Below are 13,545 nucleotides of genomic sequence, written 5' to 3'. Positions count from 1 at the left end.
GTTTGTAACATTTTGATTTAACGACAAGCGCCCACACATAGTGGGCGCTGACGATTCAGAAAGAGTGAATTATGCTGAGTAAAAAAATTATCCACTGGGGTGTATTGTTGTTTTCCGTTGTGTTACTGGCGGCATGTGGTGGCCCTGAACAACAAAACCTGAATGGGCAAACAATGGGGACGTATTACTCCGTTAAATATGTTGCTGATTCGTCTTCATCTGCGCCTGAAAACCTGCAAAAAGAGATTGACAGGTTATTGGAAGAAGTGAACGACCAGATGTCCACTTACCGGCCAAATTCTGAATTGAGTCGTTTTAATCAAAGCCGTGAAGTGAATAAACCTTTTCCGGTTTCTGCCGCTACAGCGAAAGTTGTCAAAGAAGCGATCCGAATCAATCAACTGACAGACGGCGCATTGGATGTCACTGTTGGCCCATTGGTGAATTTGTGGGGATTCGGGCCGGAAGGACGAATTACTAAAGCCCCGACGGATGAAGAATTAGCGAACCGTCGTGTCTGGACAGGCATCAATAACTTGTCTGTTAAAGGGAATAGCCTGATTAAATCTATTCCTGAACTTTATGTTGACCTTTCCTCCATTGCCAAAGGTTATGGCGTTGATGTTGTCGCTGAGTATCTGGAATCCCAGAATATCAAAGATTACATGGTGGATATTGGGGGGGAAGTTCGTACATCGGGTAACAATGGTAAAGGAAACCCGTGGCGGATAGCGATTGAGAAACCATCGGATAGTGGTATGGCTCAGAGTGCACAAGAGATTATTGAGCCGGGTAATATGTCCATAGCGACATCAGGTGATTACCGTAACTATTTTGAACAAAATGGCGTTCGTTACTCTCACACTATTAATCCTAAAACCGGCAGGCCTATCACACATAATTTGGTTTCAATCACAGTGATTGCTCAGACCTGTATGAGTGCTGACGGCTTTTCTACAGGCTTAGATGTGTTAGGGCCAGAAAAAGGCATGGAAGTGGCTGAAAAACTGAATATCCCGGTCTTTATGATTGTTAAAACCAAAGACGGTTTTGAAGAGCGCTATAGCCCGGCTTTTAAGGCATACTTACAGAAGAAATAAGAGAGGGGAAAGGTTATGGAAGTTTTTATTGCCGCTTTTATCTTTTTCCTGCTGTCTTTTGCAGGAATGGCGTTAGGCTACATCTTTAAGCGTAAAAGCATTCAGGGAAGCTGTGGTGGTCTGGGAAGCATTGGTGTGGAAAAAGTCTGCGATTGTCCTGAACCTTGTGATGCCCGCAAAAAACGCATGGCAAGGGAAGCGGCTCGTCTTGCACAATTGGAGAAAAATCGTATTCTTTGATGCGATAATGCCGTTAAAAGATTTTACGATTAAAAAAGTAACCCGCTGCCAGATAAACAGCGGGTTTTTGCTGCCCGTTCAGTGAGGTTATCAGATGGTCGCATACCATCATTCAAAGTGTGTTGAAAGGATGACATTTTCTATGGGCCTGATGTAAGTAGTTCTTCACTGAACTGGTTGAGATATCTAAATCTTTCGCGACTTCTTTGTAACACCAGCCTTGCAGTTGCGTGAGCAAAAAAGCCTGCCGCACTTTTGCCGGAAGTTCATCAAGTGTTTTATCTATCTTTTCTAGCTGTTCTAACAATACGAGCTGATATTCAGAAGAATTTGATGGAATTTCAGGCATTGTATTGATATATGCCAGATAGTTTTCTTCCAGCTTTTTTCTACGATAGTAATTGGAAAGGGTTCTGCGTGCTATTTTTATTAAAAAAGCCCTTGGCTGACGGATATTTTCCAGATCTGGAGATAGCATCAGTTTGATGAAGATCTCATGGGTGAGATCTTCGGCATGATTTGGGCAGGCACTGTTTTGTCTGATCCAGTTGCATAACCAATGGTGGTAATCGGAATAGAGTTTCTGGGCGATTTCAGTGTGCCCAAATGTGCTTTTTTGCACCGCCATGATGTTATTGCCTGATGGAATAGAGTAAATCTGATAATAATTATTATTTGTATTTGTTGAGAGGAAGTCAACGCCGCATTCCGGACATCACCCCCTTAAAAATTAAGAGGGTGAGAAATTGAGTGGCTAAAGGTCAGTTAAAATTGTTGGGAAATACTGAACTTGTAATTACGGCCAATACCTGAAACATCGTCTCCTAAGTAAGGAGAATAATCGCGGTTGAACAGGTTATCGACAGTGATCCGTGCTTCAAAACCTTTCATATAAGGAGGACGCCAGCTTGCGAATAGGCCGTGCAGGGCATAGCCTTTACTCTTTGTGAATGACCAGGATTCAGTCATTGGATCATCATCAACGGGCGAACGGTCTTGCTTCCGGATAAAATCACCTTTCCATCCCATTGTCATCTGCCATTGTGGAATTTTGAACCCTAACATGGCATGGGCAGAGGTTGGTGGTATTTCGTTAATCCAGCTCTTATGCCCTGACCATGGATCGCGCATAGAAGTATCACGCTGACCACGTATAGTTGAGAAAGAGAATTTTCCGAATAATGTGCGGCTGTCGTAGAAGGTTTCTATTTCTAAGCCTTCAATAGTATATCCCGGCAGATTGCGGTAATTTCCCAATGATTTTCTACATGAATTGGTTGATCCACTATCAAGTTGGGCTTTACAGTAAATGCCACGCCTTTTGAAGATTTCATCTTTACCACGGTTACGGAATAAGGTGGTACGGATTTGCAGGCTATCATCTTCAAACATCACATCATTGAAGTCGAGAATTGCACCGAGGCGTATCCCTGTCATTCTTTCAACATCAAGATTACGGCTGGAGCCTCTAAGGTTACCGATCCCTTGTACCTCATATTGTTCATCAACTATTGGTGCACGCCATGTACGGCTGATATCTGCAAATAATGAAAGGTTTTTATTTGCTTGCCACATCATGCCTAAATGAGGCGACCAGCCAGTATAGGTTACACTGCTATAGTCATGATTTATTTCTGGTGATTTATCGTTATATTGGGATGCATAATTTGCTCTACCCATATTTTTGGCATGATCGTAGCGAACACCCGGTGTTACGGTGACGCTGCCTATTTTCAGGGAATCTTGAATATAGAAGCTGTAAGTTGATTGATCTCCAGCAGGCATATAGCCTGGCTGATAATAACCATAGTTGTATTTTTTATTCTTTATTTTGCCTTTATCAAATATCAGTACATTGCGTTCGTTTTTATGCCAACGGGTTCCCACCAATAATTCATGTTCGATAATACCCGTTGAAAATACGCTGTTATTGTTGATATCTATCAGATTATCAGTGTAATCAACCCAGCTTTTGTTACCCATTAATCCACTGAAATGGGAGGAGGAGTTTTCTGGACGGCTATCGTCTTGTTTGGTCTTGGAATATGCATAGAGCATTGTCAGATTTAGCCATGGATTATTTTCCGGTGAGATATTCCATTTGGCAGTGTAGTTCTGATCGATTTGATCACGAAAGACCAATTTTCTTTTCCAGGCGCCATCCCAACCGTATTGGTTTACATCATTGGCTGATGGCACGCTCATCTTACCACGTTTGACCGCCCAAGGCTGCCAGCCATCTGATTCAGATCGCATAGCAGACAAGCTAATCGTATGCGTGTCACTGGGATAAAAATTGGTTTTCAATAAATAGGATGTTTGGTTATTTTGCGAATATTCAAAACGTGTGCCATCAGGGAGTTTAATATCATGCCCATCGCGCTTGCTCACATAGAGCAATCCATCAGCAAAGCCGTTAGGATCTCTGCCATATACTGCTCCGCTATTGATCCACTGCCTGTCATTTGTGTGGTAGCTCTGTTTAACAAAGCCACCCCAATCTTCATCAGGACGTAATAAGTCGCTCGCATCTTTTGTCACAAGTTTGACAGAACCACCAAACCCACCGTTGCCGTTGAGTAAATTGTGTGGCCCTTTATCAACATCTATGCGCTTGATTAACTCAGGTTCAATAAAGATGGAACCCTGACGATATTTCTCGAATCCTTTTGGTGCATCGTCCAGTGTAATTTTGACATCTTCTGGGTCTTCCATACCCCAGATATTCAGCGTTTGCCCGCCGGGGCGTGGTGAACCTGACATTGAAACACCGGGAAGCTGATCGAGCAGCTGGGCAACGTTATCAGCCTGAGTGCGGTCAATATCTTCCTTTTTCAGCGCTGAACTGCCTGCACTGGTGCTGTTGTGTAAACTTCCTACAACGGAAAGTGAGGGTAATTTTACTACCTCACTTTTCTTTTCAGGTTTCTGTTCCGTTGGATTTTCTATCGCGTAAGCAAAGCCGGAGAAGGCAGAACTCAACACGAGTGTCCCTGATACTGTGCTTCTTAAAATGTGTTGGATCACGCTTGTGATTGGGCGTTTTTCTAATTTTTGACTATTATTTGCCATAAATTTCCTGAAATATGATCAAGTAAAATATTTTCATTGCTATAAGTCACCTGAGAAACGAAATCAGGTAAATAAAAATGAGAATTATTTTTGTTAAATGTGTTTTGCTGAAGAATGTATAGTCTTTATTCATTGCAGTTGATTGAAATAATTGTTTATTTCGTTACGCCTTCTCAGATGCTGACTAGTGTTGGCAATGAGATCAAAGTGCTTATGGGATGTTGTGGCACAGAATAGCCAGAACACTCATTGGCGAGGTCATTTCCGTAAGTGCAAGGGGTTAGTCAATGAACAAAAAGATACTGAGTTCTCTTATCCTGGCAGGTATCGTGGCACTGATTGCTGGCTGTGATGATGCTTCTAAAAAGGAAGAAGATGTTGCACAGCAAACCGAAGATAAGGCAGCACAAATGAAAACCGATACTGAACAGAAATCCACAGGCATATTGGATAGTGCAAAAGAGGAATCACAAGGGTTAAAGGAAAAAGCCCTGAGTGAGAGTCATGGTATGGCTGATAAATCCAAGGAAGTGCAAAATCAGGTTACTCATTCTGTCAATGATATCACTGAGCAAATGAAGTCTAAGGCAGCAGATGTCCAGAATCAGGCAGCCAAGGCAGCAAGCGATATGATAGATAGTATGAAATCGAAAGCTGAGGATATACAACATCAGGCCACCGACAAGATTAATCAGCTTTCAGATGGAATGAAATCTAAAACGGAAGAAATAAAATCTGAACCCGATAAAAAAACGGATGATTTAATCAATAGCCCTAAAGATAAAAGTGGTAAAAAAGAAGAAAGATAATTTATCGGTTGAATAATCTGTTAGAGTGAAATAAATAATACTAGAAGGGTGATCTGTAAATGATCACCCTTATTTTTTACATGATTTCAGCTAAATAGTCTTTATTCTTTTCTGGCTTGACTTAATTATCTGTTTAAAAGTAGTTTATAAGACTCTGAAAAACAGACACAGGATATAATAATGAAAATAAAACACAGCATAGGAAGACAGGATTCAGTGTTGATAGAACAAGCCTTTTCTATTCGCAAACAGGTATTTACGGATGAGCAGGGATTTGACGCCGAAATTGATATTGACGAATATGATGATATTGCCTTACATGTGGTGATATTTGATGATGAAAAGCCAATAGGTGTATTACGGGCGATCCCGCAAGACAATGATATGCTTAAAGTTGGGCGGGTTGCGGTATTGAAAGATTACCGCGGACAGGGAATTGGTCGTGATGTCATGAAGTTTATTGAGGATTATGGGCGAAAAAATAAAGTAACAACCATTGGGTTATCGTCACAATGTCATGCTCAGCCATTTTATGAAAGTCTTGGTTATCAGGCTCAGGGAGAAATTTATTTGGAAGATGGCGCAGAGCATATTTTCATGACATTGGATTTGATATAATTATTTTTGTTGGAAATAGAAACACGGGAAAAATGAGGGTGCAAACAATACCCTATAAACCTGTTGCATAATTCTCTCAATTTCCCGTATTAGAGTTTTATTCCATATCGCGAAAATAAATTTATTAATTATTTTTTACTGACTGGCGAACTGGTGCGCCATTGGCAACATAATATTTCACCTGACTGCGTGGCAGAGGAGAAATACCACGAATGTTATCGGCAATTTTTTCTGCCATCATAATTGTCGTGGCATTCAAATTACCCGTTATGATTTCCGGCATAATGGAAGCATCAATAACACGCAAATTTTCAACGCCATGCACACGTCCCTGACCATCCACGACAGCCATTTCATCTGTTCCCATTTTGCAACTGCATGATGGGTGAAATGCTGTTTCGGCATGTTCACGAATAAAGGCATTTAGCTGTTCATCTGTCTGGATTGCAGCGCCGGGGCTGATTTCACGTCCACAATACGGAGCCAATGCGGGCTGTGCCATAATTTCCCGTGTAATGCGGATAGCATCGCGGAATTCCTGCCAATCTTGCTCCGCTGACATATAGTTGAACAAAATGCTGGGATGTTGACGCGGATCTCGTGACTTAATTTTCACTCGGCCACGGCTTGGGGAACGCATGGAACCCACGTGAGCCTGAAAGCCATGTTGATTGACGGCATTGCTGCCGTTGTAATTAATAGCAACGGGTAGGAAGTGAAACTGAATATTTGGCCAGGCAAATTTCTCATTGGTACGAATAAATCCACCAGCTTCAAATTGATTGCTGGCACCAATGCCGGTTCCTTTGAATAGCCATTCAGCACCAATTTGAGGCTGGTTATACCATTTCAAAGCGGGATAAAGAGAAACAGGCTTGAGGCATTCATATTGCAAGTACATCTCAAGATGATCTTGCAGATTTTGCCCGACGCCCGGCAATATTTGCATCGCAGGAATGCCGAACTCGTTTAATACGTCTTCAGGACCAATGCCTGATCGTTGCAAAATTTGTGGGGAAGCAATCGCACCGGCACAGAGTAACACCTCTTTACGTGCCCTTGCCTGTGTTAACGCCGCGCTATTGCCCCGATAAAAAGTGACGCCAACCGCCGTTTTTCCTGCAAATTCGAGGGTGTCAGTCAACGCATGGGTAATGATAGTGAGATTGGAACGTGATCGCGCTTGATCCAGATAACCACGGGCTGTGCTGGCACGGCGTCCATTAGGGGTAACGGTACGATCCATCGGGCCGAAGCCTTCTTGCTGATAACCGTTCAAATCATCAGTACGTGGGTATCCGGTTTGGATACCGGCTTCAACCATTGCGCGAAAGAGTTCGTTATTTCCCGCCTTGGGTGTTGTGACACTGACGGGGCCATCACTGCCGTGATAGTCATTTCCGCCAATATCCCGCGATTCCGACTTGCGAAAGTAAGGGAGGCAATCAAGGTAAGTCCAGTCTTCCAGATCTGGCTGTGTTGCCCAGTTATCAAAATCCATCGCATTGCCACGAATGTAGCACATGCCATTGATGAGTGAAGATCCACCAAGACCTTTTCCACGCCCACACTCCATGCGCCGGTTATTCATATGGGGTTCAGGATCGGTTTCATATGCCCAGTTATAACGGGTTCCCTGCAAAGGATATGCCAGCGCTGCCGGCATTTGGGTACGGAAGTCGAATCGGTAATCTGGCCCGCCGGCTTCCAGCAGCAGGACAGTCACATCGGGATCTTCTGTCAAGCGAGTTGCAAGCACGTTACCCGCTGAACCAGCACCGATAATAATGTAATCAAATACCATTGTTATCTCCTCTGTTTCAGTCGTGGATTAAAATAGGGATTCAAAATTGCCCAGTTCCACCTGTATTGATTTGATTTGTGTGTAATGTTGCAGTGTGACCAACCCATTTTCGCGGCCAACACCAGAGTGTTTATAACCGCCAACAGGCATAGCCGCAGGAGATTCTCCCCATGTATTGATCCAGCAGATCCCGGCTTCCAGTTGGTGGATCACGCGGTGCGCACGGGAAAGATCTTTCGTTACCAATCCCGCCCCCAGCCCGTATTTTGTGTTATTGGCTCGCGCAATGACTTCATCTTCCGTTTCATAAGTCAGGATGCACATCACGGGGCCAAAGATTTCTTCCTGTGTAATCAGCATGTCACCAGTACAATCACTGAATACCGTTGGTGCAACAAATGCGCCTTTCGCCAAATCGCCTTCCAGCAGGCGGTTGCCACCACAGAGCAAGCGCGCACTGGAGTTTTTGCCACTTTCGATATAGCGCAAAACAGACTCCATGTGTGGGAAACTGACCAGAGGGCCAAAGTTGGTGTTGGGATCGAGAGGTGAACCAATGCGAATACGTCCAACCCGCTCCAGAATTTTAGCTTCAAATTGTGGAAGCAGGGTTTTGGAAACAAAAACGCGTGTTCCATTGGTACAAACCTGACCTGAACTGAAAAAGTTTGCCATCATGGCAATATCGGCAGCACGATCCAGATCGGCATCATCAAAGATGATCAGCGGAGATTTACCACCCAGTTCCATCGTGACTTCTTTTAACGTTGTCCCTGAAGCATCCGCCATGACTTTTTTGCCGGTGGCAATGCCACCCGTAAAAGATATTTTGGCGATTTTCGGATGAATTGCCAAATAATGCCCCACTTCATGACCCGCACCAGTCAGGACGTTGAATACACCATCAGGCAAACCTGCTTCGGTATAGATTTCAGCTAATTTCAGGGCGGTGAGGGAAGTAACTTCGCTGGGTTTGAAAATCATGGCATTGCCGGCAGCCAGCGCCGGTGCTGATTTCCAGAGCGCAATTTGAATGGGATAGTTCCATGCGCCGATACCTGCGACGACGCCCAGTGGCTCACGGCGCGTATACACGAAAGAAGATTCACGCAGCGGAATTTGCTGGCCTTCGAGTGCAGGGATCAAGCCCGCATAATATTCCAGAACATCGGCGCCCGTGACAATATCAACCTGTTGGGTTTCAGAAAACGGTTTTCCTGTGTCCAGTGTTTCCAGTTCAGCCAGTTCATCATTGCGTTCACGCAATATATTTACGGCCTTGTGTAAAATCCGAGAACGTTCTGCCGGCGTCATCGATGCCCAGATTTTCTGGCCTTTATGGGCGCTTTCGACAGCCAGATCAACATCCTGCTCAGTTGCGGATTGAAATTGAGCAATAACTTCACCATTGGCTGGGTTGATTGCATCAAAAGTTGCGTTGCCGAGAGTGGTTTTACTGGAACTGGTACTATCAACATAAGCACCGTGGATATAAAGTTTCTGTGAGCCGAAATGGGTCATAAACTCTCCTTAAGAGCGGTTGTAAACCAGAACTCAGGTCCTATCAGATACATCTATTTTTGCCTGATGTAGTTTGCTCGATGTAATTGATGGTGATTTTTAACGCCTCATCCAGGTTAAAAGGCTTGCTGCTTAATGCACTTCGCAGCCAAATGCCGTCAATCAATGCAGCAAGCCCTTGTGCCGCGAGCCGTGCTTCTGTATTTGGCAAAGTGCGTTTGAATTCGACGCAGATATTGGAATACAAACGGCGTTCATTGATTTGTTGTAACCGATAAAGCTTGGGTTGGTGCATACTGCTTGCCCAAAATGCCAACCAGGTTTTCATTGCAGCGCCGTTGATTTGGCTGGGATCAAAATTCCCTTCGACAATGGCTTTTAACCTTTGAGTGGGCGTTGCGTTGTCCAGCAGGCGTAATCGACGTGCTACAGCCATTCTCAGTTGATGCAATATGTAACGCATGGTGGCTTCGAGTAACCCGTCTTTGTCCTTGAAGTAGTGGCTGATAATACCGTTGGAAACACCAGCTTTCCGGGCTATTTGCGCAATACTTGCTTCCTGCATACCAACTTCATTGATGACGATTAATGTTGCATCAATGAGTTGCTGTTTTCTTATCGACTGCATTCCAATTTTTGGCATGATTCTATGCTCAGAAAATCAAACATTCGGCGCTTATTAAACTTTTTTTTAATTGAATGTTCAATCAAAATTAAATATGTTTTATTACAATGTTTTCACAATTTGCAATCTAAATTATTTAATATGGCTTAAATTTTGTTTTTGATTCAATGCGTTATATTCATTATTCTTTTTCCTTTAACTACACCCAATAATTTCAGGAACTGCCTATGAACACACAAGACAGTCCAAAAAACACTCAGAAGGATACGCTGAACTCTGTCGTTTTTTTCACCTCTGCCGGACTGATTATTATTTTTTCGCTATTCACGATTTTTTTTACAGATGCAACGAGTGCCTGGATAAAAAATACTCTGGGTTGGGTCTCTAAGACTTTCGGTTGGTATTACTTACTCGCTGCTACGCTTTACATTGTGTTTGTCATTTTTATTGCTGCCTCCCGTTTTGGTTCCATCAAATTAGGGCCGGAGCAATCCAAGCCAGAGTTCAGTTTACTCAGTTGGGCTGCAATGCTGTTTGCTGCTGGAATAGGCATTGATTTGATGTTTTTCTCGGTGGCTGAACCTGTGGCACAGTATATGCGGCCCCCAACGGGTCAGGGGGAAACGTTTGAAGCAGCTCGTCAGGCGATGGTATGGACATTGTTCCACTATGGCCTGACGGGCTGGTCTATGTATGCCTTGATGGGAATTGCATTGGGCTATTTCAGTTATCGTTATAACCTGCCTTTGACCATCCGCTCGGCGCTTTATCCTATTTTTGGTAACCGAATAAAAGGCCCAATCGGCCATGCTGTGGATATTGCGGCAGTGATAGGGACGATTTTTGGGATTGCAACCACGCTGGGGATTGGGGTGGTACAGCTGAATTATGGCCTAAAAGTGCTTTTCGGGTTTCCTCAGGGCTTGGGAGTTCAGGGAAGCTTGATACTGTTGTCTGTGGTGATGGCAATTGTTTCTGTGACTTCTGGTGTTAACAAGGGGATTCGATTTTTATCTGAATTGAATGTGCTATTGGCGTTTGGCTTGGTCTTGTTTATCTTGTTTGTGGGAGATACCGAATTCTTGCTTAACGGACTGGTGCAGAATGTCGGGGATTATATCAGTCGTTTCATGGGCATGACGCTGAACAGTTTTGCATTCGAACGTCCGACTGAATGGATGAATAGCTGGACGCTATTTTTCTGGGCATGGTGGGTGGCGTGGTCACCGTTTGTTGGCTTGTTTTTGGCTCGTATTTCCCGTGGCAGAACCATACGTCAGTTTGTTATGGGAACATTAGTCATTCCATTTGTTTTTACACTGTTATGGTTATCGATTTTTGGTAACAGTGTGTTGTATGAAATCCTTCATGGTAATCGCCAATTGGCCGAAACCGTGCTGCAACACCCAGAACAAGGTTTTTATGGTTTGTTGGCACTTTATCCTGCCTTCACATTCAGTGCATCTGTAGCCACGATTACGGGATTACTGTTTTATGTGACATCCGCAGATTCTGGATCGTTGGTTTTGGGGAATTTCACATCTAATCTGAGTGATATCAATAATGATGCCCCTAATTGGTTGCGTGTGTTCTGGTCTGTGGCGATTGGCGTTTTAACATTGGGTATATTAATGACTGACGGTATCTCTGCTTTGCAAAATACTACGGTCATAATGGGGTTGCCTTTTAGTTTTGTTATCTTCTTTGTGATGGCTGGATTGTATAAGTCTTTGCGCGTGGAGGACTTCCGTAAAGCCAGCTCGCTGCAAAATACCTCCCCCACTCTTGTGCATGATAATGGTTCATTGAACTGGAAGCAGCGTTTAAGCCGTATGATGCATTTTCCCGGGACGAAAAATACTCAGCGGATGCTGGATAAGGTATGTCGTCCCGCCATGTTGGAAGTTGCAAAAGAGTTAGTCGTGCGTGGCGCGAAAGTTCAGTTCCATGCCTTGCCTTCGAAAGAGGACAGACGATTAACTCCACTGGAGTTGGTTGTTGATTTGGGTGATGAGCAAAATTTTATCTATCAGATTTGGCCTCAGCGTTATTCCGTCCCCGGATTTACCTATCGAGCCAGATCTGGCAAGTCTTACTATTACCGTTTGGAAACGTTTTTGATGGAAGGGACGCAGGGTAATGATTTGATGGATTACACAAAAGAGCAAATTATCAGCGATATTCTTGACCACTATGAAAAGCATTTGAACTTTATTCATCTTAATCGTGAAGCGCCGGGACAGACATTGATATTTCCGAGCGGAGGATAAGATTAAATGATGAAAAACGCCCGCACTGTATGAGTTGCAGGCGTTTTTTTCTATCTGAGATAGTTAATCGTTTACAATTAATGATTAATTTTTTTATCCATTTTCTGAATGGTAAGCTTTAGGATAAATTTTACCATAATAGCTATCCAACTCAGACTCCGACATTTTTGATATTTCTATATATTTTGGTGAAAACAGAACCAAAAACGACACTAATCCCATTAAAGCAGAAAAGATGAGTAATAAAATTCTTATATCATAGCTTTCTACAATATAGGTAGCGGATATCATTCCCAACGGTATTGATACAATGCAGATAGCAAGAAATTTGGATTCCATTGTATTACGGTGAGTTTCTGGTGTTGCAAGGCATCGAATTGAAGTGGTATTGATGTTGTAAATGACCACCCCTATTCCACTAATTAACATATAAACACATAGTCCAATTAATGATGTTGCTGTAGAGATTCCGGCTATACATACAGAGATTGTGAACGCTGCAATAAAGGCACCATGAGCCTTACAGAATAACTTATTCATATATTTAATAATAATGATACTTCCAATCATCATGCCTAATCCAAATGTGGCTTCGGCAATTCCTACTTGTAAGGCGCTCAGTTTAAATTCGTTTATAATAATAAGTGGGGTTATATAGGTAACTAATGGCACTATGGTGAAATTAAAAAAGGAGGAAACAATGACTAAACTTGTCTCTGTCGGATTTTTAGTAATGATTCTAATGCTTCCTATATTACTTTTATGATTTTTTAATGGTTTTTCGGTTTGTTTACTCTTGATAAAGTAAAATCCAATAATGGATGAAATAGCCATTGATGAAATAAAAATTAAAGCACCATCAATTTTTAAATAGTGGATTACGATCCCGGATATGGCAGGGCCAAGAATAATATTAACGGAATTAACAATCCCTCGATACTTAAATGCAGATTCTAATTTATTTTTATCACTGATTTCTGGGAGGATACTTGTACCAATCGGTTGAATGAGTATGGCTGAGATAGAAGCGAAAATATAGATAATACCTAAAGGAAGGTATAGGTTTTTATCTATAAAATTGGAAAGAATAAAAAGCAATGTCGTTGGGATAATACAACATAATATTATATTTTTTTTATTGAATCTGTCGCCAAAATCACTCATGAAAACCAGAAATAAGACTTGTAATAACCATGACGAAAAGATAAACCATCCAAGCTGAAAGTCGAGATTCAGCACTTCAATCATCCACCATGAAAATAGCATTCCAAATGCCCTTGTGGAGGATGTAAATAAAATATCAGATATTTGATATAGAAAAAATGACATATTATTTTTCATTACTACCCTTATTATTTTTAATAAAGCATATCTAATGCTGGATTAACGCAATAAGTGCAACATGCGACCGGTATAGGCTTCCATTGGCGTCAGCCCATTTAAAATCTTTCTTGGTGTCATATTCAGCCTCAATTCCATATCGCTG

Annotated in this window: 11 protein-coding genes; 5 read left to right on the top strand and 6 right to left on the bottom strand. The window is 42.5% G+C overall.

The window, feature by feature from the left end:
• The first annotated feature begins 71 nt into the window (after nt 1-71).
• A complete protein-coding gene (locus AAC854_RS13450; protein ID WP_340617550.1) occupies nt 72-1,100 on the top strand; it encodes an FAD:protein FMN transferase in 1,029 nt (342 codons plus the stop codon).
• 15 nt (nt 1,101-1,115) lie between these two features.
• Nucleotides 1,116-1,340 (top strand): (Na+)-NQR maturation NqrM, encoded by a 225-nt coding sequence (nqrM, locus tag AAC854_RS13445; RefSeq protein ID WP_047962273.1) that lies wholly within the window; start codon nt 1,116-1,118, stop codon nt 1,338-1,340.
• Nucleotides 1,341-1,452: 112 nt separating this feature from the next.
• Here the strand turns inward: nqrM and AAC854_RS13440 are convergent, their stop codons facing one another.
• Entirely contained in the window at nt 1,453-1,968 is a 516-nt protein-coding gene (locus AAC854_RS13440) for a sigma-70 family RNA polymerase sigma factor (RefSeq protein ID WP_340617549.1), read from the bottom strand.
• A 137-nt stretch (nt 1,969-2,105) separates the two neighbouring features.
• Nucleotides 2,106-4,412 (bottom strand): TonB-dependent hemoglobin/transferrin/lactoferrin family receptor, encoded by a 2,307-nt coding sequence (locus AAC854_RS13435; RefSeq protein ID WP_340617548.1) that lies wholly within the window; start codon nt 4,410-4,412, stop codon nt 2,106-2,108.
• A 329-nt stretch (nt 4,413-4,741) separates the two neighbouring features.
• Here AAC854_RS13435 and AAC854_RS13430 point away from each other — a divergent pair, with 329 nt between their 5' ends.
• Together AAC854_RS13430 and AAC854_RS13425 are read left to right on the top strand one after the other, a co-directional pair.
• Nucleotides 4,742-5,221 carry a YtxH domain-containing protein gene (locus AAC854_RS13430; protein ID WP_340617547.1) on the top strand — a complete coding sequence of 160 codons (480 nt, stop codon included), beginning with the start codon at nt 4,742-4,744 and terminating at the stop codon, nt 5,219-5,221.
• Between the two features lie 180 nt (nt 5,222-5,401).
• On the top strand, nt 5,402-5,839 hold the full coding sequence (locus AAC854_RS13425) for a GNAT family N-acetyltransferase (RefSeq protein ID WP_340617546.1): 438 nt from the start codon (nt 5,402-5,404) through the stop codon (nt 5,837-5,839).
• A 124-nt stretch (nt 5,840-5,963) separates the two neighbouring features.
• On the opposite strand, the gene betA is transcribed toward AAC854_RS13425, so the two are convergent.
• The 3 genes from betA to betI are packed head-to-tail and all read right to left on the bottom strand — an operon-like array spanning nt 5,964 to nt 9,807.
• Nucleotides 5,964-7,643, bottom strand: a complete 1,680-nt coding sequence (betA, locus tag AAC854_RS13420; RefSeq protein WP_340617545.1) for a choline dehydrogenase — start codon at nt 7,641-7,643, stop codon at nt 5,964-5,966.
• 27 nt (nt 7,644-7,670) lie between these two features.
• Nucleotides 7,671-9,164, bottom strand: a complete 1,494-nt coding sequence (gene betB / locus AAC854_RS13415; RefSeq protein WP_340617544.1) for a betaine-aldehyde dehydrogenase — start codon at nt 9,162-9,164, stop codon at nt 7,671-7,673.
• A 43-nt stretch (nt 9,165-9,207) separates the two neighbouring features.
• On the bottom strand, nt 9,208-9,807 hold the full coding sequence (gene betI / locus AAC854_RS13410; RefSeq protein WP_340617543.1) for a transcriptional regulator BetI: 600 nt from the start codon (nt 9,805-9,807) through the stop codon (nt 9,208-9,210).
• 209 nt (nt 9,808-10,016) lie between these two features.
• Here betI and AAC854_RS13405 point away from each other — a divergent pair, with 209 nt between their 5' ends.
• Entirely contained in the window at nt 10,017-12,059 is a 2,043-nt protein-coding gene (locus tag AAC854_RS13405; protein ID WP_340617542.1) for a choline transporter, read from the top strand.
• Nucleotides 12,060-12,152: 93 nt separating this feature from the next.
• Here AAC854_RS13405 and AAC854_RS13400 read toward each other — a convergent pair whose 3' ends face one another.
• The gene (locus AAC854_RS13400) at nt 12,153-13,400 is read right to left on the bottom strand and encodes an MFS transporter (protein WP_340617541.1); all 1,248 of its coding nucleotides are present in this window, start codon (nt 13,398-13,400) and stop codon (nt 12,153-12,155) included.
• Nucleotides 13,401-13,545 lie beyond the last annotated feature (145 nt).

The organism is Xenorhabdus entomophaga (genome assembly GCF_037996725.1).
GTDB classification, from domain to species: domain Bacteria; phylum Pseudomonadota; class Gammaproteobacteria; order Enterobacterales; family Enterobacteriaceae; genus Xenorhabdus; species Xenorhabdus khoisanae.
Note: the sequence above shows the minus strand (reverse complement) of the source record. Positions and strands in the feature narration are given on the sequence as shown.